The organism is Paenimyroides ceti (assembly GCF_030409925.1).
This window is the reverse complement of the sequence record NZ_JAUFQU010000001.1, coordinates 2,890,745-2,916,378: the sequence shown is the minus strand read 5'-3', so window position 1 is coordinate 2,916,378 and position 25,634 is coordinate 2,890,745. Positions and strand designations below refer to the sequence as shown.

At 35.3% G+C, this 25,634-nt stretch carries 25 protein-coding genes; 12 read left to right on the top strand and 13 right to left on the bottom strand.

The genetic code is table 11. From position 1 onward, the window contains the following. The first annotated feature begins 1 nt into the window (after window position 1). Entirely contained in the window at window positions 2–514 is a 513-nt protein-coding gene (locus QW060_RS14385) for an outer membrane beta-barrel protein (protein ID WP_290364162.1), read from the top strand. Window positions 515–545: 31 nt separating this feature from the next. Here the strand turns inward: QW060_RS14385 and QW060_RS14380 are convergent, their stop codons facing one another. From QW060_RS14380 to QW060_RS14365, 4 genes are read right to left on the bottom strand one after another with little or no spacing between them, the layout of a single operon-like run. After that, window positions 546–1,334 (bottom strand): TPM domain-containing protein, encoded by a 789-nt coding sequence (locus QW060_RS14380; RefSeq protein ID WP_290364161.1) that lies wholly within the window; start codon window positions 1,332–1,334, stop codon window positions 546–548. After that, window positions 1,334–1,771, bottom strand: a complete 438-nt coding sequence (locus tag QW060_RS14375; RefSeq protein WP_290364160.1) for a TPM domain-containing protein — start codon at window positions 1,769–1,771, stop codon at window positions 1,334–1,336. Before QW060_RS14375 ends, QW060_RS14380 begins: the two co-directional genes overlap by 1 nt. A gap of 3 nt (window positions 1,772–1,774) precedes the next feature. Further along, complete coding sequence (locus QW060_RS14370; RefSeq protein WP_290364159.1) at window positions 1,775–2,365, bottom strand: LemA family protein; 591 nt, start codon at window positions 2,363–2,365, stop codon at window positions 1,775–1,777. A 12-nt stretch (window positions 2,366–2,377) separates the two neighbouring features. Beyond that, window positions 2,378–2,707 carry a MerR family transcriptional regulator gene (locus tag QW060_RS14365; RefSeq protein WP_290364774.1) on the bottom strand — a complete coding sequence of 110 codons (330 nt, stop codon included), beginning with the start codon at window positions 2,705–2,707 and terminating at the stop codon, window positions 2,378–2,380. 179 nt (window positions 2,708–2,886) lie between these two features. Here QW060_RS14365 and alaS point away from each other — a divergent pair, with 179 nt between their 5' ends. From alaS to QW060_RS14350, 3 genes are all read left to right on the top strand, one after another. Continuing rightward, window positions 2,887–5,514: an alanine--tRNA ligase gene (gene alaS, locus QW060_RS14360; RefSeq protein WP_290364158.1), complete on the top strand. Its 2,628-nt coding sequence runs from the start codon at window positions 2,887–2,889 to the stop codon at window positions 5,512–5,514. Between the two features lie 73 nt (window positions 5,515–5,587). Beyond that, the gene (locus tag QW060_RS14355) at window positions 5,588–6,544 is read left to right on the top strand and encodes a GSCFA domain-containing protein (RefSeq protein WP_290364157.1); all 957 of its coding nucleotides are present in this window, start codon (window positions 5,588–5,590) and stop codon (window positions 6,542–6,544) included. Window position 6,545: 1 nt separating this feature from the next. Continuing rightward, on the top strand, window positions 6,546–7,178 hold the full coding sequence (locus QW060_RS14350; protein WP_290364156.1) for a DUF4230 domain-containing protein: 633 nt from the start codon (window positions 6,546–6,548) through the stop codon (window positions 7,176–7,178). Window positions 7,179–7,208: 30 nt separating this feature from the next. Here the strand turns inward: QW060_RS14350 and QW060_RS14345 are convergent, their stop codons facing one another. Next, window positions 7,209–8,966, bottom strand: a complete 1,758-nt coding sequence (locus QW060_RS14345; RefSeq protein WP_290364155.1) for an aromatic amino acid hydroxylase — start codon at window positions 8,964–8,966, stop codon at window positions 7,209–7,211. A 188-nt stretch (window positions 8,967–9,154) separates the two neighbouring features. On the opposite strand from QW060_RS14345, the gene QW060_RS14340 reads away from it, so the two are divergent. Beyond that, window positions 9,155–9,895 (top strand): hypothetical protein, encoded by a 741-nt coding sequence (locus tag QW060_RS14340; RefSeq protein ID WP_290364154.1) that lies wholly within the window; start codon window positions 9,155–9,157, stop codon window positions 9,893–9,895. Window positions 9,896–9,974: 79 nt separating this feature from the next. On the opposite strand, the gene QW060_RS14335 is transcribed toward QW060_RS14340, so the two are convergent. Genes QW060_RS14335 through QW060_RS14320 form a run of 4 tightly spaced genes read right to left on the bottom strand, consistent with a single transcriptional unit; the run spans window position 9,975 to window position 13,267 of the window. Then, entirely contained in the window at window positions 9,975–10,523 is a 549-nt protein-coding gene (locus tag QW060_RS14335) for a hypothetical protein (protein ID WP_290364153.1), read from the bottom strand. Window positions 10,524–10,565: 42 nt separating this feature from the next. Further along, a complete protein-coding gene (locus QW060_RS14330; protein ID WP_290364152.1) occupies window positions 10,566–11,096 on the bottom strand; it encodes a DUF4136 domain-containing protein in 531 nt (176 codons plus the stop codon). Window positions 11,097–11,102: 6 nt separating this feature from the next. Beyond that, window positions 11,103–13,082: a urocanate hydratase gene (locus tag QW060_RS14325; protein ID WP_290364151.1), complete on the bottom strand. Its 1,980-nt coding sequence runs from the start codon at window positions 13,080–13,082 to the stop codon at window positions 11,103–11,105. 11 nt (window positions 13,083–13,093) lie between these two features. Continuing rightward, window positions 13,094–13,267, bottom strand: coding sequence for a DUF5522 domain-containing protein (locus QW060_RS14320; RefSeq protein ID WP_290364150.1), 174 nt, complete (start codon window positions 13,265–13,267; stop codon window positions 13,094–13,096). 196 nt (window positions 13,268–13,463) lie between these two features. Between QW060_RS14320 and QW060_RS14315 the strand changes: the two genes are divergently transcribed. From QW060_RS14315 to hemL, 4 genes are read left to right on the top strand one after another with little or no spacing between them, the layout of a single operon-like run. Next, window positions 13,464–13,682 (top strand): hypothetical protein, encoded by a 219-nt coding sequence (locus QW060_RS14315; RefSeq protein ID WP_317623179.1) that lies wholly within the window; start codon window positions 13,464–13,466, stop codon window positions 13,680–13,682. Beyond that, window positions 13,679–14,560 carry a 1-aminocyclopropane-1-carboxylate deaminase/D-cysteine desulfhydrase gene (locus QW060_RS14310; RefSeq protein ID WP_290364149.1) on the top strand — a complete coding sequence of 294 codons (882 nt, stop codon included), beginning with the start codon at window positions 13,679–13,681 and terminating at the stop codon, window positions 14,558–14,560. Before QW060_RS14315 ends, QW060_RS14310 begins: the two co-directional genes overlap by 4 nt. 3 nt (window positions 14,561–14,563) lie before the next feature. After that, entirely contained in the window at window positions 14,564–15,454 is an 891-nt protein-coding gene (locus QW060_RS14305; protein WP_290364148.1) for a glucosaminidase domain-containing protein, read from the top strand. Beyond that, window positions 15,455–16,738: a glutamate-1-semialdehyde 2,1-aminomutase gene (gene hemL / locus QW060_RS14300; protein WP_290364147.1), complete on the top strand. Its 1,284-nt coding sequence runs from the start codon at window positions 15,455–15,457 to the stop codon at window positions 16,736–16,738. 45 nt (window positions 16,739–16,783) lie between these two features. On the opposite strand, the gene QW060_RS14295 is transcribed toward hemL, so the two are convergent. Further along, the gene (locus tag QW060_RS14295; protein WP_290364146.1) at window positions 16,784–17,146 is read right to left on the bottom strand and encodes a hypothetical protein; all 363 of its coding nucleotides are present in this window, start codon (window positions 17,144–17,146) and stop codon (window positions 16,784–16,786) included. A 74-nt stretch (window positions 17,147–17,220) separates the two neighbouring features. Further along, a complete protein-coding gene (gene lysS / locus QW060_RS14290) occupies window positions 17,221–18,921 on the bottom strand; it encodes a lysine--tRNA ligase (RefSeq protein ID WP_290364145.1) in 1,701 nt (566 codons plus the stop codon). 135 nt (window positions 18,922–19,056) lie between these two features. Between lysS and lipB the strand changes: the two genes are divergently transcribed. After that, window positions 19,057–19,755 (top strand): lipoyl(octanoyl) transferase LipB, encoded by a 699-nt coding sequence (gene lipB / locus QW060_RS14285; protein ID WP_290364772.1) that lies wholly within the window; start codon window positions 19,057–19,059, stop codon window positions 19,753–19,755. 13 nt (window positions 19,756–19,768) lie between these two features. Here lipB and QW060_RS14280 read toward each other — a convergent pair whose 3' ends face one another. Both QW060_RS14280 and QW060_RS14275 read right to left on the bottom strand, forming a co-directional pair. Beyond that, a complete protein-coding gene (locus QW060_RS14280) occupies window positions 19,769–20,368 on the bottom strand; it encodes a ribonuclease HII (protein WP_290364144.1) in 600 nt (199 codons plus the stop codon). A 185-nt stretch (window positions 20,369–20,553) separates the two neighbouring features. Further along, window positions 20,554–20,709 (bottom strand): hypothetical protein, encoded by a 156-nt coding sequence (locus QW060_RS14275; RefSeq protein WP_290364143.1) that lies wholly within the window; start codon window positions 20,707–20,709, stop codon window positions 20,554–20,556. Here QW060_RS14275 and QW060_RS14270 point away from each other — a divergent pair. Both QW060_RS14270 and QW060_RS14265 read left to right on the top strand, forming a co-directional pair. Next, the gene (locus QW060_RS14270; protein ID WP_397386095.1) at window positions 20,651–22,417 is read left to right on the top strand and encodes a S8 family serine peptidase; all 1,767 of its coding nucleotides are present in this window, start codon (window positions 20,651–20,653) and stop codon (window positions 22,415–22,417) included. The genes QW060_RS14275 and QW060_RS14270 overlap by 59 nt on opposite strands. A gap of 157 nt (window positions 22,418–22,574) precedes the next feature. Continuing rightward, window positions 22,575–25,622, top strand: a complete 3,048-nt coding sequence (locus tag QW060_RS14265; RefSeq protein WP_290364141.1) for a SusC/RagA family TonB-linked outer membrane protein — start codon at window positions 22,575–22,577, stop codon at window positions 25,620–25,622. Window positions 25,623–25,634: the final 12 nt, after the last annotated feature.

The window sequence follows — 25,634 nt, the reverse complement described above, 5'->3', positions numbered from 1 at the left end:
AATGCTGAACAATGAGTTGTATGATTCAAAAGGAACTACCCTTAATCCGGGAGCCTCTTTTACTTGGGATTATGATAAAAAGATTATCTTGAAACCTTCTTATGAATATACACATACCTCTACTGATTATACGAACTTTACGGTTGATAAAGCAAAGAATTTTATCCATACATTAAGTTTTATGGCTACATCTTACTGGCCTAAAAATATAGTATTTGGAAGTGATATCAGTTATACCTACAATTCTAATATTTCGGATGGTTTTAAAAAAGATTTTATTTTATGGAATGTTAGTGCAGGATATAATTTCTATAAAGACCGTTTCCTTGCTAAGGTGAAAGTATATGATATTCTAAATCAGAACCAGAATGTAACGCGTACGGTATCGCCTACAAGCATTGCCGATGTACAAAATACTATTCTTAAACAGTATGTCATGTTTTCTCTGACATATAAATTAGAAAAATTCGGAGGAAAAAAGAAAAATGAATGGGATATAGAAGAAGAAGAATAAAAAAAGCAGGCTTAGCCTGCTTTTTTTATTGTTACCAGCTTCCACCGGCTCCACCTCCTGAGAAGCCACCACCACCGAAGCCACCACCGAAGCCACCACCGCCGCCTCTTCCGAAACCACCACCAAAACCACCGCCACCGCGACCCATTCTGCTTAAAATGATGATATCTCCAAGGTCAGGACCGGAAAAACGTCGGTTGCCTTTATTATTTCCGTTTTTACCCCCAAATTTACTTATTATGATAACCAATACAAGGACACCAATTATAATGAAAATAGCCGGAATGCCTTCTTCGTTGTTTTCCGTTCTTTTGCCTTTATAGGTGCCTGAAAATAGCTGCATGAGCTGATCGGTTCCTTTATCTAATCCCGAATAATAATCTCCTTTTCTGAATTCAGGGAGAATACTATTTCGGACAATCTCTCCATTAATTCCTGCAGTTAATATATGTTCTAAACCATAGCCCGGAGCAATCCATATTTTTCTTTCTTTTGTTGCCAAAAGAATAAAAACCCCGTTGTCTTTGCCTTTTTGTCCGATACCCCATTCCTGTGCCCATTTCGGAGCAAGCATTCCCTCATATTCTCCTTTGAGACTGGGAATAATAGCAATCACAATCTGAGTTGAAGTGGTGTCTGCATAATTGATCAGCTTTCTTTCCAAATCCTGTTTTTGTTGCGAGCTTAGCAAATCAGCATAGTCATATACACTTGTTTGCTCAGAAGCTTTTTCAGGTTTTTTAGGAATGTCAAACTGAGCTAATGCAGTAAAGGAAATAAAAAGAGAAAACAGTACAATTATTTTATTTAATACATTCATTATCCTCGTGATATTTCGTTTGGTAATTCGTCCTTATCTCCTTCAAGATAAGGGAAATATTGTTTTAATTGTTCACCCGCTCTGAGGATACCTGCTATAAGACCTTCCTTGAACTGTCGGTTTTTAAAATGGCTGATAACGGTATCTTTGGTGCATTCCCAAAAATCAGCAGGAACAACGTTATTGATTCCTTCATCGCCTATGATGGCAAAACTGTGATCAGAAACTCCGATATAAAACAAAACGCCGTTGCGGGCGTTTGTTAGATTCATTTCCAATTCAAAAAAAACTTCTGATGCGCGTTTCAAAACTTCTAAATCACTATGTTCTTCTATATGAACGCGTATTTCTCCGGAAGTTTTGCTCTCTGCTTTAATAATCGCATCTATAATTTCTTTTTCCTCAGCAGCAGATAAAAATTCTTCTGTTAAAGACATTTCTTAAAATTTAAATTCAACTTCAGGCGCTTTTTCTGCACCTGCTTCCGATTTGAAATAAGGTCTTTCAGGATAGCCGCTCAGGAAAAATTTGTTAGGCATTTTCAATACATATCCGTTATAGCTTTCTACAGCGGCATTGAATCGGGTTCTGGCAGTTAAAATCTGATTTTCAGTACTTGCCAATTCATCCTGTAGTTTTAGAAAATTCTGATTCGTTTTTAAATCAGGATATCTTTCTACTGTAACAAGTAATCTTGATAAGGCACTTGAAACACCTGATTGTGCCTGATTGAATTGCTCCAGTTGCTCAGGAGTTATGTTCGTAGGGTCAATAGTCGTTTGAGTAGCTTTTGCACGTGCGTTTACAACCGCTTCTAAAGTAGATTTTTCAAAATCAGCGGCACCCTTTACAGTGTTTACAAGATTTCCTATAAGGTCATTACGTCTTTGGTATGCCCCTTCAACATCAGCCCATGATTTGTCAACGGTTTGTTTGAAACCCAATGCGCTGTTCTGGTAACTCATCGAAAGGAGAAAATATCCACCGATAAGCACAACTAAAATAATAATAATTGGAAGTGCCTTTTTCATAGTAAATGTAATTTAGAATTCGTTTTTAATGTTTAATAATTGTTGTTTTACAGCTTCTAATTTTGAAATGATTTCAAAGGTATCAAGCGATTTTTTCTGATTGTTTTTTAAATATTCTTTTGCGCCGTCCAGAGTAAATCCTTTTTCTTTTACCAGATGATAAATTAATTTAAGATTTTTTAAATCTTCCGGAGTGAACATCCGGTTACCCTTCGCATTTTTTTTAGGTTTCAGTATGATAAATTCTTTTTCCCAAAAACGAATAAGTGAGGTGTTGACAGAAAAGGCTTTGGCCAGCTCTCCAATACTATAATATCTTTTTTCAGGTAAATCAATTTGCATCCGAACCATATTTTGCACTATGCTAATATACTAAATTTTGAGAATAAGTCATGAAAACTCTAAAAAGTTACACACAGTGAGTTTAATATGAAATGAGAACTAAAAAATATGTATTTTTGTGAGTTGTTTTCAGCACATAGGTTGAAAATCACTTTATTTTAAGTAACAAAAGACAGAGAATGAAATCACAAGACATCAGAAAACAATTTCTTGATTTTTTTGAAAGCAAAGGACATCTTATCGTTCCTTCGGCTCCCATTGTTTTAAAAGACGATCCTACGTTAATGTTTAATAATTCCGGAATGGCTCAGTTCAAAGAGTTCTTCTTAGGAAACGGAACGCCGAAAAGCAAGAGAATAGCCGATACTCAAAAATGCTTACGGGTTTCAGGAAAGCATAATGATTTAGAAGAAGTAGGTATTGATACTTATCACCATACGATGTTTGAAATGCTTGGGAACTGGTCTTTTGGAGATTATTTCAAGAAAGAAGCCATCCACTGGGCTTGGGAATTGCTGACGGAAGTATATAAAATACCAAAAGATATTCTTTATGTAACTGTTTTTGAAGGGTCAAAAGAAGAAAATGTACCTTTTGATCAGGAAGCATATGACATATGGAAATCACTAATAGCTGAAGACCGTATTCTTTTAGGAAATAAAAAAGATAATTTCTGGGAAATGGGAGATCAGGGACCATGTGGTCCGTGTTCGGAAATACATGTAGATATTCGTTCTGCTGATGAAAAAGCAAAACAATCGGGACGAGAGCTTGTAAATCAGGATCACCCTCAGGTAGTGGAGATCTGGAACAACGTATTTATGGAGTTCAACCGTAAAGCAGATGGTTCCTTGGAAAAATTACCTGCTCAGCACGTAGATACTGGTATGGGCTTTGAAAGACTTTGTATGGTATTACAGGGAGTACAGTCAAACTATGATACAGATGTTTTCACACCACTAATTAGCAAAGTAGCACAACTTACCGGAGCCACTTATACAAAAATAGCGGGTAGTGAAGAAGAAGAAAAAATAAATATAGCTATACGTGTTATTTCGGATCACGTGCGTGCGGTAGCTTTTGCTATTGCTGACGGTCAATTACCGTCCAATGGCGGTGCTGGATATGTCATTCGCAGAATCCTACGTCGTGCTATCCGTTATGCTTTTACTTTTTTGAATAAAAAAGAGCCTTTCATTTATGAGTTGGTAGAAATTTTATCGGCTCAGATGGGCGATTTCTTTCCTGAAATCAGAACGCAGAAAGAATTAGTAATGAATGTGATCAGAGAAGAAGAAGCCTCTTTTTTACGTACGTTAGAACAAGGATTGCACTTGCTGGATCAGGTAATTGCTGATACATCATCTGACACGATAGACGGAGGTAAAGCATTTGAATTATATGATACCTTTGGTTTTCCAATTGACTTAACAGCATTGATTTTACGCGAAAAAGGATATCTTTTGGATGAAGCAGGTTTTGAGGCTGCAATGCAGGCTCAGAAAGCAAGATCGCGTGCTGCATCAGAAATATCAAAAGATGACTGGAAAATATTGATTCCCGGAAATGTAGAAACATTTGAAGGATATGATCATGTTACAAATGAGGTTAAAATAACGAGAGTACGTAAAATAGAATCCAAGAAAGACGGAACATTATACCAGATTGTTTTAGATCATACACCATTTTATCCGGAAGGAGGGGGGCAGGTTGGTGATAAAGGAACTTTGGTGTCAGCAAATGAAGTAATTGATATCATTGATACAAAAAAGGAAAATAATCTGATTCTCCACTTTACCAAACAACTGCCTGAAAATTTGGAAACCACTTTCATTGCTAAGGTAAATACAAGCTTGAGAACAAGTACTTCAAGAAATCACTCGGCTACTCACTTACTGCATCAGGCATTGCGCAGTGTTTTAGGAACACATGTGGAACAAAAAGGATCTTTGGTGGCACCTGATTATTTGCGTTTTGACTTTTCTCATTTCGCAAAAGTTACTGATGAGGAATTACAGAAAGTAGAAGACTTTGTAAATGCACGTATTCAGGAGCAATTACCATTGGTTGAGCGTAGAAGTATTCCGTTTCAGCAGGCAATTGAAGAAGGCGCAATGGCGTTGTTTGGAGAAAAATACGGAGATAATGTTCGGGCGATAAAATTTGGTGATAGTATGGAACTTTGCGGAGGAATTCATGTCATGAATACAGCCGATATATGGTCTTTTAAAATCATATCTGAAAGCGCAGTTGCGGCTGGTATCAGACGTATAGAGGCGATAACAGGTGATGCTGTAAAGAATCACTTTGATAAGCAGGAAAAGACATTGAATGAAATAAAAGAACTTTTAAAAAATCCTCAGGATACTTTAAAAGCTGTTTTGTCGCTTCAGGAAGAAAACATCCGATTGAAAAAGCAAGCAGAGCAACTCTTAAAAGAAAAAGCTAAAGGGTTGAAAGCTGAATTGATCAATTTGGTTGAAGAAGTGGATGGTGTACAATTTTTGGCGCAGGAGATCGATTTAGATGCTACTGGTGCAAAAGATCTTGCTTACGAAATCGGAAACACCTCTTCTAATTTATTTATTGTATTTGGTACGGTTACAGATGGAAAACCAATGCTTACGTGTTATATATCAAAAGAGTTGGCAGCGTCAAAGGGTATGAATGCAGGAAGTGTTGTTCGGGAGTTAGGGAAATACATCCAAGGTGGTGGAGGCGGACAAGCATTTTTTGCTACAGCAGGAGGTAAAAAACCGGAAGGAATGAATGAAGCCATTGCGAAAGCAAAAGAATTTATAAAATAAAAGATTTAACGTTTAGAAAACCTCAAACAATTGTTTGAGGTTTTCTTTTTGTATTTTTGATTAAAATAAGACGATGAAATTACAAACAACACTTACCATTCCAAAATTACATGATCCCATTACGTATGATTCTAAAATAGTATCTGTAGGTTCGTGTTTTGCTGTGCATATGGCAGAAAAATTTAAACGTTTTCAGTTTATCAATTCTGTAAATCCGTTTGGTATTTTGTTTCATCCGTTAGCGATCGAAAAACTGTTTCAATTTCTGATTGATGAAAAGCATTTTACGGAAGAAGATGTCTTTATTTACGATGAAATATGGAGTTCGTATGATGCGCATTCTGATTTGGATGCGTTGAGTCAGGAAGAAATTGTATCAAACCTGAATAAAAAACTCAACGGATTTAGGAAAGATATTACTGAAGCAACACACCTTATTTTAACATTAGGAACCGCCTGGGTATACCGAAATAACGAAAGTCAACAAGTTGTAGCAAATTGTCATAAAGTACCACAAAAACACTTTGCAAAAGAAATAGTAAGTGTTGAGCAGATAGTTGAAAATCTCAACAAGATTTCTGCTGTATTACAACAAATCAATCCACAAATAACGGTACTATTTACCATTTCACCAGTACGCCATATAAAAGACGGATTTGTAGAAAATCAAAGAAGTAAAGCGCATCTTATTGCTGCTCTTCATCAATTTTTAGAAGAAAATCCATCAGACAAAAAATACTACTTCCCGTCTTATGAACTGATGATGGATGAATTGAGAGATTATCGGTTTTATAGTGCTGATATGCTGCATCCAAACGAACTGTCAGTTGAGTATATCTGGAATGCGTTTATTGAAAGCTGTGTGAGTTCTGAAAGTGCTGTACTTATGAAAAAGGTTAATGAGGTTCAGAAAGGCCTTGCGCACCGTCCCTTTAATCCATATTCGGAAAAACACCAGCAGTTTTTAGAAACTTTGGCTCAAAAATTGGACGAGTTATTAGAAAAGTATCCATTTATGAATTTTAGATAAGATGAAAAATAAATTTTTAAAAACAACGGTTTTTATCATTCTATTGCTTTTGGTAGGTATAGGATTAGACCGCTGGTACATCTCAAAATCAAAAGAAGCCATTGATTTAAAACCCGACACAGAAATTATACAGGAGCAGCTAAAAAATGTGAGCAAGCTGGTGGTAAATGAAGCGAAATTATCACAGGTATTTACTTACAAAGATCAGCAGTCTTATTTTATGAATCTTATTTCATTTGACAAAAAAGCGGTGGTCGTTGTCAATGCTGATGTACAGGTAATGTATGATTTGTCAAAGCTGGACTATCAGATAGATGAAGTGAATAAAGTAGTAAGGATTATTTCAATTCCGAAAGAAGAAATAAAGATTAATCCGGATATTAAAATATATGATGTAGAGCAGAGCAGGTTTAATACTTTTAAAGGGGAGGATTATAATAAAATCAACGAAAAAGTAAAAGCAGAGTTTTATACAAAAGTTTTGAAATCGAATATCACAACAAATGCCAAAAATCGTTTGATAAGCGAATTATCTAAGTTTTTAGTAGTGACTAATTCGTTGGGGTGGACACTTCAATATCAGGACATGGATATCAAACAACAAACCGACTTTGAGCAACCTTTGCAGTTATAAATATTAAAAAAGCAGCCTGTGGCTGCTTTTTTAATGCTTTACTTTGTCTAATATCAGATCCAATCCAAAATCAATTAAATGTTTTATTTCAGTTCTTCTGTGTTTTACATCCTCGAGATGGTTGATGGCTCTGTTTTTAAGATCAGAAAGCTGATCTCTTTCAGCTATTTCTGTAAGCTCTACGGTAAGCAACCAGTCAGATGGATAACGTTCCTGTAAAGTATTTAATATTTCATTAAGATCGGTAGAGGTCTCTTTTCCTTCACGATAATCTCTTACCTGTTGATACATTTTTTCTAAATTAGCTCTTTCTTCATTCTTCTTTGCCTTTATGGTTTTTGAAGTGGGAACATGAGTAATCATATCAAAACTCTGTACATCAGCAGGTCCTGAAAAAGCGGAGACCACTTTTTTGCCAACGGCCATATCATAAATACCCCATTCCGGCTGAAATAAAACGGTATCACCGTGTGTTACAGTACAGTTTTTAAAGCTGATAAGGATAATTTCTCCTTGTAGATTTCTGGAACCTGTTATGATTTCTCCCATTACAGTAATGCCACCTTCAAAGTCTAAAGTCACCACTTCACCTTCATAAATATTGTAGGCTTTTAAATCTCTCGGACTCATATCTTCAATTGCGAGATTGATGCCTCTCAATCTTCCAATCGGGCTTCCGAAGCCCTCTGCATGATATTCGGTACTGTGGCCCACTAACTCTTTTTCTCTGTATGAAAGAGCCGTTTTTCCGGTAGTCTGAACATATACAGGTTTTCCTTCATTTTCTATCACATTGGTAAATACACCAGAAATCTGTAGTCCTGTACTCAACTCTATTGTAGCAAGAGCTTTTGATTCAATAACCTTTTTTATTCCCGTTAATCCTCCTGTACGCAGCGCCATTTTATTAGCAAATTCTTCTAATACAAGATTGAGGTGTGCAAAGTCTGGTGTTACATATAATTGCGGTTGTGGTTTAGTGATATCAAAACTCTGGTCTACAGCTTCAATACTGTAAGGTAATTTTTTAACCTGATCTGTCATACACCATTCACTTTCTCCGATAGAAGAAAGAAGTCCGGCGCCATAAATTTTTGGGTTATCAAGTGAGCCAATAAGTCCGTATTCAACAGTCCACCAATGCAGATTGCGTATCTGAGCCATTTCAGATAGCGCTCCCATATTGTTTTGAAGGTCATCTACCAATTTTTCTACACGGTCAATCTCATTCGGGTCTGCGTCTTCAGCCTCTTTTAAAATAGATAACAAACGGATGGCTTCATACATTTCATAATCCTTTGCAGATGAAATGGCTTTTGAACCTATTTCGCCAAAGCGTCTTAAATATTCTGCATATTCCGGGTTGGCGATGATTGGAGCATGTCCGGCACCTTCATGGATAATATCCGGAGCGGGAGTATATTCAATATTTTCAAGCTGTCGAATATCTGAAGCGATAACCAGTACATTATATGCCTGAAATTCCATAAAAGCATTCGGAGGTATAAAACCATCCACCGCAACAGCTGCCCAGCCAATCTCTTTTAAAATACGGTTCATACCGTACATGCTTGGAATATTTTCTACTGATATTCCGGTTTTTTTAAGACCTTCCAAATAAGATTCATGAGCTACACGCGAAAGATAATCTACATTTTTACGCATCACATATCTCCATACCGCCTGATTGATAGGGGTATATTCATCATAGTCTTGTGCTTTGATGAATTGTCTGAGATGATTGGGTAATTTTTCCAGTAAAGGATTGCTTTCAAAATGAGTGTCCATGAAAATAATATTGATTTTTTAATCTTAATTCAAAAATAGCCAAAACCTTTGAAATGAGTAAATTTTTAACCTTTTATTTATAGTTATTGAAAGTTAAATTGACTAAAAATGTTTTTAAAAATTTGGATGTTTCAAATTTAGTTGTAAATTAGCGTTCATATTTAACAATAAAATAATATAAATCTATTATGAAAAAAATTTTTTTATCTTTTGCAGCTTTAGCTTTAGTTGCAGTAGGAACGGTTTCTTGTGGTGGTGATGATAGTTCTCCGGTAAAACCAACAACTGATACACCAACAACAGACACACCAACAACTGATAATCCATCAACTGATACTCCAACTCCAGGAGCTTCTGGTAAATTTACATATGATGGTTCTGAATATCAATTGGATAATCAATATTTCTTGTTACACGGAAATGATGCTGGATCACCTTTAGTTGTAAATGCGGGAACTGTAGATGCTCCGGAATATGTTTCTTATTGGATTGGAGTAGCATATAATACAGAAGATGTTGCAACTGCACCTCATTATTATCAGTTTACTTTCACTATGCCAGTAGAGCAATCAGGTGAAGGTTTTACAATCTTATTTCCAAATGAAGTGGAAGATATTACTCCTTTAGGAATTTATGCTGAGTTAGATTTAGAACCATTAGATTTGACTGGTGTTAATGCAGCGGGTATAACATTTAATTCATTTGTTTATACTGAATCTGAAATGACTACAAATAATGCATCAGTTTTTGGTGTTGGAGAATCAGCTTTAATTTCTCACCAATTTAATGGAGAGTTTTTAGGAATTAGTGTTAGACCATTATTAGATGCTGCTGCTAAAGGATCTAAAGTAAACTATAGAATGGCTGCGCCTAAAAATTTGAAATCAGTTAATGAGATCAAAAATTTAAAAGTTCAACTTGCTAAGTAATTAGTTTAATTCCTTATAAAAAAAGGAGGTATTCGATTTGAATACCTCCTTTTTTAATTTAGTTACTTTAAAAAGAAATTTAATTATTTTTCTTTATTTGGTTTTCCAATTTTACAGGTGTTTTATCAACCTTTGCTTTCTTAATATCAACATCGTTTTTAGCTTGTTCAGTGGCGTTTTTGACAGCTTCTTTTGTTTCCTTAGTGCTTATTTCAACAGCCTTTTTAGTTTCCGTAGCTTTCTTCTCTGCTTTATTTACAGTGTTTTTAGCATCAGAAGCTGCTTTATTAGCTGCGCTTGTTGCCTCTTTTTTAACTTCTTCAGCGGTTGAGATTGCTTCTCCTTTGATGTTTGCTAAATCAGCTTTTGCAGCGTTTAATACACCTAATGCTGCCTTTTTTGCTTCTTCTGTAGTTGCATTGTCATATGCTTTTTGCGCTTCAGCTACTCTTGCTTCAATTGTTTCCAATGATTCTTCTGCATGCTCTTCTACTTTGTTTAAAGTGTCTTCTGTAGCATTTTCAATTGAATCTAATTTGTTGTCTAAATTTTCAGTAGGGGTATCTTTTTTACAAGAAGTAAATAATAATCCACCTGCAGCAATGATTGTCAAAACTGTTCTTTTCATAATATTAAATTTTATTTTATTAATTGCAAATTAAATAATTTTTTAGATTTTCTGAGGGAAATCTGCTAAAACTTTTTTCGTAAATTCTTTAATTCTCTCCTCTCTCTTTTTACTGTTATTGTTGAGGTAACCTGTACCTTTACCTTGCCATATAAGCTCTCTGTTTGAAGCTTTTAAAATGTCTATATATAGAATTCCTTCGGTACAGGTAGATACACTTTGATAACCCGGTCCCCACATCCATGGATTCCATCCCCAGCCACCGTAACCCCATCCACCATAAAAGGAGTTTACATGAACATTTTGTTTGGAATCTGTAAAGAGGTTGATTACTAAATCCGGATGATCACTTTTCGTATATCCTTTTGCTGTCATTTCCTGATCGATAGCATTTAAGATACGTTTTTTATCCAGATCGGATATTTTTAAATCATCAATTCCTTCCTTTAAGAAAGCATACGTTTTAAACTGAGCAAAGTTGACAGTGCTATCATAATCTGTAGCAACAGAAATACTGCTGCATGATCCCAATATAAGCAAGGCTAATAAGGGTATAAGACGAATTGTTTTCATGATATTTTAGTTTAAGAGGTTTTTATCTACAAAATTTGGTAAGGTAACCTTCAACAGTGGTTCTGCTTCCATTGCTCTTTGTATTGCAAAAATCGCACCATCATTTCTTGCCCAGCTGCGTCTTGAAATTCCATTATTAACATCCCAGAACAACATTGATTTTAATCGTTTTTGTGCTTCTTCAGTACCGTCTAACAACATTCCGAATCCGCCGTTGATTACTTCTCCCCAGCCTACACCACCACCATTGTGAATAGAAACCCAGGTTGCACCCCTGAAACTGTCTCCTATGACATTGTGAATGGCCATATCGGCTGTAAATCGGGATCCATCATAGATATTTGAGGTTTCTCTGTAAGGAGAATCGGTACCGGATACATCATGATGATCACGTCCTAATACTACCGGGCCAATTTTTCCATCCCGGATAGCATTGTTAAAGGCCTGTGCTATTTTTGTTCTTCCTTCTGCATCAGCGTAGAGAATACGTGCCTGTGAGCCTACTACCAATTTGTTTTGCTGTGCCCCTTTTATCCATTGGATATTGTCTTTCATTTGCTGTTGAATCTCTTCTGGAGAATTGTTGATCATCTCTTCTAAAACAGCACATGCAATGGTATCTGTTTTTTCAAGATCTTCTGGTTTTCCTGATGCACAAACCCAGCGGAAAGGTCCAAATCCATAATCAAAACACATAGGTCCCATAATATCCTGTACATAGGAAGGGTACCTGAAATCGATGCCATTTTCAGCCATTACATCTGCTCCGGCTCTTGATGCTTCCAGTAGAAAAGCATTTCCGTAATCAAAAAAGTAGGTTCCTTTAGCGGTATGTTTATTTATAGCCAAGGCATGTCTTCTTAATGTTTCCTGAACTTTTTCTTTGAAGAGTTCCGGATTATTTGCCATCATTTCATTGGCTTCTTCAAAAGAAATGCCTACAGGGTAATATCCACCTGCCCAAGGGTTGTGAAGTGAAGTTTGGTCTGATCCCAAATCAATATAAAGGTTTTCTTCATCAAATTTTTCCCATACATCCACAATGTTTCCGAGATAAGCAATAGAAATAGTTTCTTGCTTTTTTTGTGCTGTTTTAACTCGCTCTACCAGATCACTCAGGTTTTCGATAACTTCATGAATCCAGCCTTGCTCATGGCGAATTTTTGTTATTTTAGGATTTACTTCTGCACAAACCGTTATACATCCGGCAATTGTTCCTGCTTTTGGCTGTGCTCCACTCATTCCGCCTAATCCCGAAGTAACAAAAAGGCCTCCTTTGGGATTCTTATTAATTTTTCTAAACCCATTTAATACAGTGATTGTAGTGCCATGTACAATTCCCTGAGGACCAATATACATATAACTGCCGGCAGTCATTTGTCCGTATTGCGTAACACCCAAAGCATTGAATTTTTCCCAATCATCTGGTTTGGAGTAATTAGGAATCATCATTCCGTTGGTCACGACCACTCTTGGTGCATTTTTATGAGAAGGAAATAATCCCATTGGATGTCCGGAATACATAACCAAGGTTTGTTCATCTGTCATTTCTGAAAGATATTTCATGGTAAGTAAGTATTGTGCCCAGTTGCTGAATACCGCTCCGTTTCCTCCATAAGTGATAAGCTCATGCGGATGCTGAGCAACGGCATAGTCCAAATTGTTCTGAATCATCATCATGATGGATCTCGCTTGCAAAGATTTGCCCGGATATTCTTCAATCGGTCTTGCATACATTTTGTAGGTTGGACGAAGACGGTACATGTATATACGACCGTATTTTTCCAGTTCTTCCCTGAATTCTGGAATCAGAGTTGTATGGTGTTTAGCATCAAAATAACGAAGAGCATTTTTCAGGGCTAATTTTTTCTCTTCTTCATTTAGAATTTCTTTTCTTTTCGGAGCATGATTAATAGTTATATCGTATGCCTGAATAGCTGGCAATTCTTGTGGAATCCCTTGTTGTATTTCTTCTTTAAATGTCATCAGAGTATTTTTTACTTTGTATTTCCCGTTTTTTTATTAAATCCATAAGGACAGTGTTTACAGCCGTTTTTGCAGCAATAACCTCTTTTTAAAAGATATTTTTCAGTAAAGATTTTATAACCTTCTTTTGCGAAGTAATAGTCTTCTCCTTCAATGAGATTGTTGCGGTTGTAATTACTGTACATCCAACAAATTTAATAAAAATACATTATGGCAGGATTAGAATTAGATACTTAATAATTATTCAGCTTAATAAATACTTAAATTTGCAGTATGATTGTTGTTGTTAATAAATATCTGGTTCCTAAAGGTTATGCAGGAATAACTATTTTTCCTTTTATTCTTTTACGTTATAAAAGTTTAGAGCATAACTCTGTTTTTATGAATCACGAAAAAATTCATATAAGACAACAGATAGAAATGCTATTCGTGTTTTTCTATTTATGGTATGTTATAGAATTTTTTATTCGTTGGATATTGCTTTTTGATGCAAAGAAAGCCTATCGTGCTATATCTTTCGAAAAGGAGGCATATACCTTCGAAAATGAATTTGACTATCTTAACAAGAAAAAAATATTTTCATTTATAAAGTTTCTATGATTGAAATACAGCAAAAGAGTATTAACGAACAAGTCGTTTTTTTTAAAGAAAAGGACATTATTGTATATGTTAAAAGAGAAGACCGCCTGCATGAAGAGATCTCAGGAAATAAGTTTCGTAAACTCAAGTATAATCTTATGGAGGCGCAATCATTGGGGTATAATACACTTTTGACATTTGGAGGTGCTTATTCCAATCATATTGCTGCTGTTGCTGCTGCCGGGAAAACTTATGGCTTTGCTACTATCGGTGTGATCAGAGGAGAAGAGTTAAAAGACATTTTTTTAGAAAATCCGACTTTGAAAAAAGCGGCAGAGAATGGCATGAATTTTAAGTTCGTTTCCAGAACTGAATACAGACAGAAAGATCAGGAATATTTTATAGAGGAACTAAAAAAAGAATATAAGGATTTTTATCTGATTCCTGAAGGAGGAACCAATAATCTTGCTGTAAAAGGATGTGAAGAAATATTAACGGAGGAGGATTTTATATTTGATTATATATGTTGTGCTGTTGGAACCGGAGGTACTATTTCTGGTCTTATAAATGCTTCTTCTGAATCACAAATTATATTGGGTTTTCCTGTATTAAAAGGTGATTTTTTAGAAGCAGAAATCAAAAAGTATGCTAAAAAAGACAATTGGTCTTTGGTAACTGATTATCACTTTGGTGGTTATGCTAAAATAACGCCGGAATTAAAAGATTTTATCCATAAATTTACATTAAAATATTTAATACCTTTAGACCCGGTATATACCGCTAAAGTTTTTTATGGAATTTTTGATTTAATTGATAAAGACAGAATAAAAAAAGGAGCAAAAATTTTAGTAATTCACACAGGTGGATTACAAGGACTAAAATCAAACATACTTTTATAGGTTATGAAATATATAGTTTATACAATTTTACTTTTTTCTTTAGTAGCCTGCAGTGCTGCACATAACAGCAAAGTAAGAGATAATATTAATAAAGAGTACGGAGCAAATAAGAAAAAGAAAAAAACGCATACACCTTCAAAATCTGAAAGACCTAAGATAGAAGAAGCTGTATATGTAGAGGAGATCAAAGTTGTTGCTCCTGTGAGAAGCGTTGAAACGGAACAATTGACCGCTACTTCCGATGTAAGAGTTTCTAAAGACATTATTCTTGATTATATCGATATTTACAAAGATGCGGCAATGGAGAGTATGCGTGATTACGGGATACCGGCCAGTATAAAGTTGGCTCAGGGTATTTTGGAATCAGGTTCTGGTTCGGGGAGATTGTGTAATCTTGCAAATAATCATTTCGGTATTAAGTGTCATAACGTGTGGACAGGACCTTCTGTAAGTCATACAGATGATGCTCCGGATGAGTGTTTTAGAAAATATGATAATCCGTTTGAATCTTATAGGGATCATTCCTTATTCTTAACATCCCGTTCAAGATATAGTTTTTTATTCGAACTGGATAAAGGAGATTATGTTTCCTGGGCAAGAGGCTTGCGTAAAGCCGGATATGCTACAGATGTAAAATATCCTGATAAACTTATCGGTTTGATTGAGCGATATAATCTGTATGAATATGATAAGCAGGTACTGGGAGCAAAATACCATCCTGTTACACGGATTAATCCTGTGGCAGACGGTCAGAATTTCTATGCAGTAGAGAGCGGTGATACACTATTTGCTATTTCACGCAAGTTTAATATCAGTGTAGATGATTTGAAAAACTGGAACAGACTATCTTCCAATGTGATATCTGTCGGACAAATTTTAAAAGTTAAATCATAAATGTTATATCAAAGAAGCAGTCAGCTGTTTATTGAAGCAGAAAAAGTTATTCCAGGAGGTGTAAATTCTCCTGTAAGAGCATTTAAATCAGTAGGAGGTACTCCCATATATGTAAAAGAAGCTAAAGGAGCTTATTTGTTTGACGAGGATGGCAATAAATATATAGACTACATCAATTCATGGGGACCTATGCTATTGGGTCATTCTTATCCACCTGTTGTAAATGCAGTAATTGAAAAAGCAAAAAAAGGTACTTCTTTTGGTATGCCCACAGAAATTGAAACCGAGATTGCAGCTCTTGCTGTTTCTATGGTTCCTAATATTGATAAAATACGTTTTGTCAATTCCGGTACCGAGGCGTGTATGAGTGCGATTCGGCTTGCAAGAGGTTTTACAGGAAAAGAAAAAATAATAAAATTTAGAGGCTGTTACCACGGTCATTCAGATTCTTTTTTGATTTCGGCTGGCAGTGGTTTAAGTACTTTTGGAGTGCCAAACAGTCCGGGTGTTACAAAAGGAACAGCTCATGATACCTTATTGGCGGATTATAATAATATTGAATCAGTTAAGAATCTTTTTCTTGAAAATCCTGATGAAATTGCCTGTGTTATTATTGAGCCTGTGGCAGGAAATATGGGATGTGTACCACCTATAGAAGGTTTTCTGGAAAGTTTGCGAAAAGTTTGTAATGAAAACAAAGCTTTATTGATTTTTGATGAAGTTATGACAGGTTTCCGTTTAGCTAAAGGCGGTGCTCAGGAATTATTCGGGATTGCAGCGGATATTGTATGTTTTGGAAAAGTAATAGGAGGAGGGTTACCCGTTGGAGCTTTTGCTGCAAGAGCTGAGATAATGGACTATTTAGCGCCTGTAGGTCCTGTATATCAGGCAGGGACTTTATCTGGAAATCCTTTGGCAATGGCAGCCGGATTGGCGATGCTTACGGCTATAAATGAAGATGAAAAACTTTTTGAAAGATTGGAAGAAAAAGGTGCTTATCTTGAAAAAGGGCTTACAGAGGTATTATTAAAAAATAATAGAAAATTTGTCATTAACCGGATCGGTTCTATGATTTCAGTTTTCTTCTGTGAGAATAATGTGGTTGATTTTAATAGTGCTGCAAAAGCTGATACACCGGAATTTAAATCTTTCTTTCACGGACTATTGCAAAGAGGGATTTATATAGCGCCATCATCTTATGAAACCTGGTTTTTGACAGATGCTTTAACTTACGAAGATATAAATTTCACTATTGAAGCTGTTGCGTTGGCTACTCAGTCATAGTAATAATAAAAAAAAACACTCAATTTTATTGAGTGTTTTTTTTTATTAATTTAAATAGGCTGCTCCTGTAATGATGTTTAATAAACCTTCATTTTTAGCAAGCTCAGTATATTTTTCAGATCCTAAAACGATTCTGATTCTTTCCCTTACTCCTTGTGATATTTGTAAAATCTGATCGGAGTTTAGTTCCTGACTTAGATTTTTATATTTACTGTAAAGAATTTCCTTTAACTCTTTTGCCTGTTCTGTTGAAAGTTTTAATTGTTTATCCAATAAAATTACTTCTTTATCAGAGTAAATTCTTACTTCATTAGGATTTGATTGGAGATCTTTTAAAGGAACCAATTCTTGTGCACTCATATTTAAACCTAAAAAGAGAAACAAAACTGCAGTTATTATTTTTTTCATAAAAATTGACGATTGAGTTAATTTTCAAATATATATATTTTTTTTAAATGATGATTAAAAATAAAGCAGATATTTTAGGCTAAATATTCAATTATTTTAAATTCACCTTCTGTGCTGACTTTTGTTAGATTATGTGAAGCTAAAGCTTTTATTGCTTTGTCCCATTTTTTTCCACTCAAGGATGTCTTGATTTTTAATTCGTTGATTTCAAATTTATTTTCATTTTTCTCTAACAAAGAAATGATTAGTTTTTCATCTTCAGTCAACTCATAAGAAGGCGCAGTTTTTTCAGGACGCATTTGTGGGAAAAATAATACTTCCTGAATAGATGTCGTGTTGGTTAAAAACATGATGAGTCGATCCATACCAATGCCAAGACCTGATGTTGGAGGCATTCCATACTCCAAAGCTCTTAAGAAATCCTGATCAATAAACATTGCTTCATCATCTCCTTTTTCGGACAGCTTTAACTGGTCTTCAAAGCGTTCTCTCTGATCAATAGGGTCGTTTAATTCTGAATAAGCATTGGCAACTTCTTTACCACAAATCATCAATTCAAAACGTTCTGTTAGATCAGGGTTTTCACGATGTTGTTTTGTTAATGGAGACATTTCTTTGGGGTAGTCTGTAATAAAAGTTGGCTGAATGTAATTTCCTTCACATTTTGCGCCAAAGATTTCGTCAATAAGTTTTCCTTTCCCCATGGTGTCGTCAACAGCAATACCCATATTTTTTGCTGCTTCTCTGATTTCTTCTTCCGTTTTGCCGGTTATGTCAAAACCTGTGAATTCCTTAATAGAGTCTGTCATTGTTACTCTTTTAAAAGGAGCCTTGAAGCTGATCTCGTGATTTCCGAAAATGGCTTTTGTAGTATTGTTTACTTTTAAAGCACAATGTTCTAACAGACGTTCTGTAAAGTCCATCATCCAGTTATAGTCTTTGTAAGCAACATAAATTTCCATTACAGTGAATTCAGGATTGTGCGTTCTGTCCATTCCTTCGTTACGGAAATTTTTAGAAAATTCATACACACCATCAAAACCACCAACGATAAGTCTTTTCAGGTACAGTTCATTTGCGATTCTCAGATATAGAGGTATGTCAAGTGCATTATGATGTGTTGTGAATGGTCTGGCTGCAGCTCCTCCCGGTATCGATTGTAAAATCGGAGTTTCAACTTCCATATACCCTGCTTGGTTGAAAAAATCCCGCATTGCAGTAAACAATTTACTGCGTTTTATAAAAATATCTTTATTGGACGGATTTACGATCAGGTCTACGTATCGCATACGGTATCGTAATTCAGGATCCGTAAAGGCGTCAAAAGTATTTCCTTCTGCATCTGTTTTAGGAAAAGGTAATGGTCGTAAAACCTTGCTTAAAAGGGTTATGTTTTTTACACGTAAGGTTTTTTCTCCAACCTGGGTTGTAAATAACTCTCCTTCAATGCCGATAAAATCACCTAAGTCGATTAACTTCTTGAAAATTTCATTATATAACGTTTTGTCTTCTGTAGGACAAAGTTCATCACGGTTGATATATAATTGTATTCTTCCTTCGCTATCCTGTAGTTCAGCAAAAGACGCTTTTCCCTGAATACGGGCAGACATCAATCTTCCCGCAACTACAACCTTCTTTCCTTCTTCAAAAGTTTCCTTTATTTGCTTTGAAGTATGATCTACTGGAAACAAATTTGCCGGATAGGGATTGATGCCAAGTTCTTTCAACCTGCTCAATTTTTCTCTTCTGATGATTTCTTGTTCTGAAAGTTGCATATAAAATTATTTTTTAGGTTGCAAAAATACTAAATATTCGATAGTTAGTCAATTTATGAAAACTAAAATGTTTAAAAATAGTAGGAAAGATTGATATGTTGTAAATTTGTAGTTATAGTTCAATAGTATTTGATGATGAACAAGAAAATAAAAGTTACAGACCTGGGTTCGAAAGATTATCAGGAAACCTGGGATTTTCAGGAACAATTGTTTCAGGAAATCCTTTCAATTAAATCGGAAAATAAAAAGCATGATACTTTTAATGAAACGCCGAATCATTTATTGTTCGTAGAACATCCGCATGTGTATACCCTTGGCAAAAGTGGTGATGTCTCTAATCTCCTGATAGATGAAAAACAGTTAAAAGAGAAAGGAGCTTCATTTTATAAAATAAACCGGGGAGGTGATATTACCTATCACGGACCAGGACAGGTTGTAGGGTATCCTATTCTGGATCTTGAGAATTTCTTTACAGATATCCATAAATATTTAAGATTGCTTGAGGAGTCGGTTATTCTTACTTTGGAAGAATATGGAGTTAAAAGTGGTAGAAGTGAAGGGGAAACAGGAGTTTGGTTAGATGTTGGTACCCCTTTTGCCAGAAAAATATGTGCCATGGGTGTACGGGCTTCCCGTTGGGTGACCATGCATGGATTTGCCCTCAATGTAAATTCTGATCTTGGTTATTTTGATCATATTATCCCTTGTGGGATAAGAGGAAAAGCAGTAGCTTCTCTGAATGTAGAATTAGGTGTTGATAAGGTGAATGAGGTGGAAGTAAAGGAAAAGATCAAAAAACATTTTTCTCAATTGTTTGAAGCTTCTCTTGTATAATTATAGTATATTATTATAAATCAAGTTTTAATTGTTCGGGTAATAATCTAAAAGTTTTTCGATGGTATTTGCACGGACCGTATTCTAAAATGGCTGCCCGATGTTCTTTTGTGGGGTAGCCTTTATTTTTTTTCCAGTTATACATTGGGAATTCTTCGTGGATCTGATCCATATACTCATCTCTGTAGGTTTTAGCAATTATGGAAGCAGCAGCAATACTCAGATATTTGGAATCTCCTTTGATGATGCACTGGTGAGGTATTTCCTTGTAAGGTTTGAATTTATTTCCGTCTACAATTATAAAGTCAGGTTCTGTCTGAAGTTTGCTGATCGATAGCTGCATGGCCTTTATGGAAGCGTTCAGAATATTTATTTCGTCTATCTCGTTATTGTCTAAATGGTGGAAAGCAAATAAACTGGAATTACTTTCGATGTACTTTTTTAGTAAAGAACGTTTTTTAATGCTTAATTGTTTTGAGTCGTTTATTTCTTCCAAGATTAAATTATCGGTAAGAATAATGGCTGCTGCAGTAACCGGACCAGCGAGGCATCCGCGTCCTGCTTCGTCCGTCCCTGCTTCAAAAAGTTGATTGGAATAGCTTGTTAATAGCATTATTTATCGTGTTAACCTAAAAAATTAATAAATAATATAATATATTGTTGATAAATGCAAAATTATTTATAAATTTGAATTTACATAAAATAAATCTAAAGATAATAATAAATCAAGATGAATAGTAAACTAACTAAAATGTTTTTCGTGGCGTTGACAACGTCATTGACAATAAATGCATTTGCTCAGACTGAGCAGGATCGTAAAAAGATTCTTGCAGATACCAATGTTGATTTTTTAATGCAGTTTTCAAAAGAGCAAGCTGATATTACCGAAAGGAACATGGTTATTGCTAAGCAGAAAGCAGAAGAATTAGGAATGCCTGTTTCTGGTTTGACCAAAGATGGTTCTTATTTTGAGTTAGTGGGATTGCATGAAAATGGAGAGCTTAAATATTACCGTACTTTTAATAATGTTGCGAATGCAAGTTCTTTAACGACGGCTAAAGCGCAATATTTACATAATGCTAATATCTTAGGTCAGAATATGATTGCTGGTATATGGGATGGTGGTATACCCATGCAGAACCATGTAAGTTTAGCAGGTAGAGTTGTTGTAAAAGATAATGGGGCAAATTTAAGTCCGCAAGGCTATGCACACGCAACGCATGTTGGTGGTACTATCGCAGCCAGTAATGTTTTGCCTAATGTTAAAGGGTTTTTACCAAGCGCTACTCTATGGGCAAATAATTTTTCTCAAGATGTATCAGAGATGGCATCACAAGCCGCTCAAGGGTTGATCTTTTCTAATCATTCCTATGGATTTGATGCGGAAAATATTGGTTCTGTTGGGGTTGGGTTTTTTGGAAGATATGGCTCTGATGCTCGATCTTATGATGTTTTAGCTAATAATGCTCCATATTATACAATTGTTTTTGCTGCTGGTAATGACAACGGCGGAAGTACTCCTAATCCAACTAAAGGGGGACGTGATTTGTTGTCGCAAGGAGGTGTTTCTAAAAACACAATAGTTGTTGCTGCAATTAATGGTATACAGAACTATAGTGGGGCATCAAGTGTTACTATTGCTGGGTTTAGTAGTTGGGGTCCGACAGATGATTTTAGAATTAAGCCGGACATCTCTGCTAAGGGAGTTAGTGTTTTGTCTCTTGGAGTTGGTGGATTGGCTGATACAGAATTTAATCAAGGTACTTCTATGGCGGCGCCTGCTGTGACAGGGGTTGTTGGTCTTTGGCAACAGAAATATAAAGAATCTTTTGGAGTTTTTATGAGATCTGCTACTGTTAGGGCATTGATGGCGCACACAGCAAGTGAAGCTGGAGCAGCTCCGGGGCCAGATTATAAATTTGGTTGGGGTGTTATTAATGCAGAAGCAGGAGCTTTGGTAATGGAAGCAAAGCAGGCGGATTTGGCAACTATTGATGAAAGAACTTTGGAAAACGGAACAGTTTATGAAGTTGATTTTGTATATCAGGCATTACAGCCTTTAGTGGCAACAATTGCTTGGAACGATCCTGCGGGAACAGCTCTAAATACAGGTACAGATTTCAATGTAAAAGCACTTGTTAATGATTTAGATTTGAGAATAATAAATTTAGATACGAATCTGGAGTATCTTCCATGGGCATTGGTTAAATCTTGGACTACAAGTGGTGCAGGAATTATTAATAAAGCCGATAACGATGTTGATAATATTGAGAAAATTGAGATTACAGGTGCTCCGTCAGGTAATTATCGTTTAAGGGTTTCTCATAAAGGAACTTTAGCTGGTGGTAGTCAGCTTTACAGTTTAATAATGTCTGGAGCGGGTGAAAGATTGTCAGTGGAAGAAAATGTTCTGGAAAAAATGGTGCTTTATCCTAATCCTGTATCAGACCAGTTAACAGTTTCTTTGGGCGATACAGCTCTAAATGATGTTAATTTTGAAATTTTTGATATGGCAGGAAGAAAAGTGCAGTCTATCAAAAATGATACTTCATATAATGCGACTTCTTTAGATATTAATGTTTCAGGTTTGTCTTCAGGTATGTATATCCTAAAGGCAAAAAGTGGAAATGCTGAATCTACTTTTAAGTTTGTTAAAAAATAAGGTTTAAAATTCTTAAAATAAAAAAAGGGTATTTGTTAAAAATACCCTTTTTTTATTTGTTATAGACTGTAAATTAAGGGGGTTTTTAATGTTAAAAATTTGTTATGATAAAAAAAAGTTGTAGATTTGTCAGTAACTAATTCAAATTAATTAATATATGAAATCAAAGTTTACTTGGATTTTGACACTATTTTTAGTGTTTACTGTTCAGATGTCTTTTGCTCAGGAAAAGACAGTGACGGGAGTGGTGACTGCAAAGGATTATGGTGATCCGGTTCCTGGAGCTTCTGTTATGATTGAGGGTACTAAATTTGGTGTTGAAACCGATATGGAAGGTAGGTATTCTTTAAAAGCAAAACCTGGTGATCGCTTAATTGTTAAGTTTACAGGGTTTAAAGATGCTAAAGTAACTGTAGGTTCTTCTAATACATTGAATATTTCAATTGTTGAGGAAGCAGCTGAAGAGTTAGAAAATTTAGTGATCGATGTGTATCGTACAACTTCAAAGCCAAAATCGGCTGTTGCAGCTTCAACGGTTACTTCGAAAACAATTGAAGGACGTCCTAATGCGTCGTTTATTCAAACATTGCAAGGACAGGTTCCTGGTTTGAATATTTCAACAGGTTCAGGTCAGCCTGGTGATAATAATACAACAGTAATTTTACGTGGTTTAGGTTCTATTAATGGAGCTGTTGAACCATTATATGTTATTGATGGTGTGCCAATGAGTTCTGATAGATTCAGAAGTTTGAACCCGAATGACATTGATAATATTACTGTATTGAAAGATGCAGGAGCAACTGCTATCTATGGTAATAGAGGGGCAAACGGAGTTATTGTTGTAAATACGAAAAGAGCAAGTTTTGCTTCTGATTTAGAAGTTAAATATGTAGGTACTACAGGGATGAGCTTTTTACAAGATAATGGTTATAATCTGATGAATGCAAAAGAATATAGAGCTTTTGAGCGTCAGGCATACAGAGATTACAGAATTGGACGAAATGTTACACAGGCACAAATTGATGCTGCTCGTGATGGTAATTGGGTTGATGTATTCTTTAGAGATGCAATTGCTCAAAACCATACTTTGTCTTTTAGTGCAGGTTCTAAAAACTTGTCAAGCTATACATCTGTAGGTTATGCGGATAATGAAGGGATTTTGAAAAATACTGGTTTAAAACGTTTTAACTTCAGAAACAATTTAAATGGTAAAAATAGTGATGGAAGATTAACATTTGGTACTAATATTAGTGCGAATTATTCTAAGTCAAACTTAGTGACTGGTACAGGTACTAATGGTGTGAATCAAAACTTTTTCTTAGGAGCTTTCCAAAGTTTACCATATTTAGTTCCAGAAGAATATGAAGGAACTTATGAGTCTATTGAAAGTTTGATTAATACAAAATATGGTTTAGTGGGTATGCCATTCTTATTAATGGATAAAGCGAGAACCAGTGCAATGAAACAAGATGAATTTAAGTTAATTGCAAGTGGTAATATTAATTACCAATTAAGTGATGATTGGTCTGTAGGTACATCTTTGGGAGCCGATTATCAGACGATTAATCAATTTAGTTATATCTCAACTGATGCTTTTAACTCAAGATATTTTGCTGCTGATGATCAGGATTATTATGGTTCAATAGGTGATATCAATGAGAGACGCGTTGTAGTAACTTCTACAACTAATTTAAGATGGAACAAAGTTTTCAATGAGAAGCATGAATTAAAAATGGGTGGATATGTTGAATACATTAAAGCACATTATAAAAATAGTTCAATAAGTAAAGAAGGTTTTGATCCTATTTTCTGGACTCCGGGAGCGGCTACAGGATGGATTGATGATATGCCAACTAATGATTATTATGCTCCTACTGCAAGTGTGTCTTTCCAAAATTCAGGTCTGTTTTCATATTTTGGAACAGCTGATTATGATTATGATACTAAATATGGGGTTAGCTTAACAGGAAGAAGAGATGCTTCGTTCCGTTTTGTGGATGATAATAAATGGGGTACTTTCTGGTCTGTTTCAGCAAGATGGAATATCAACAATGAAAAATTCATGGAAGGTTCAATTTTTAATGATTTAAAAATTAGAGGATCTTATGGTACTGCAGGTAATCAGGATATAGCTGGAACAGGTTTATTTGGTGGAGCTTATTTATATGAGACTGTTTTTGCAAGTTCTGCAGGATATAATAAAAACCCTTCATTGGATTTAGCTCAGCTTCCTAACCGTGCATTACAATGGGAAACAATTACTTCAAGTAATATCGGTTTAGATTTTGGTATATTTGAAAATAGATTAAGAGGTTCTGTGGACGTTTACAGAAAACAAACGGATGATCTTTACCAAGGAGTTCCTTTATCTGCTATCAATGGTACAACCAATTTGATGTCAAATTTTGGATCTTTAAAGAATGAAGGAGTTGAAGTTATTGTTGCAGGTGATGTTATCAGAACAAAAAATACTCGTCTGACCTTAAATGCAAATGGATCATACAATAAAAATACAGTTGTAGATATACCAAATGAAGGAGGGGAATTTTGGAATGGAACTTCTTTAACAGGTTTAAGAGAAGGTGGTAAAATCGGAGAATTTTATTTGACTCGTTATGCCGGTATTAATCCTGCTAATGGTAATTATTTATTCTACGATAAAGATGGTAATACTACAGAAACACCTGTTGATGAAGACAGAGTATGGACTGGTAAATCTTCTTTACCTGTTTATCAAGGTGCTTTTGGTTTTGATTTTGAACACAAAGGGTTCTTTGCTACAGCTAGTTTTACGTTTGCAAAAGATGTATGGAGATTTGATAACGATTATTTCTTCTTTACTCAGCCAAGCTTTATTGGACAAAACAATATGTCGGGAGAAGTTAGAGATTATTGGACACCAACTAATACCGGAGCTGAGTTTCCAAGCTTAACAGCTCGTAACTTGGATTATATTGGAGATAGTGATTATTACGTTAAAGATGCTTCTTATATCCGTTTACGTTATGCAACTTTGGGGTATAACTTTAACAAAAAGGATTTATCTTTCTTAAAATTAAGCGGTTTACGTGTATTTGCTCAAGCTGAAAACTTAGTTACTTGGACGAAATGGAAAGGATGGGATGCGGAAAGTAATCGTGGAGTTGACTTAGGACAATATCCTACTCCAAGAACAGTTTCTTTCGGTGTTGAAGTACAATTTTAATTTGAATTAAAG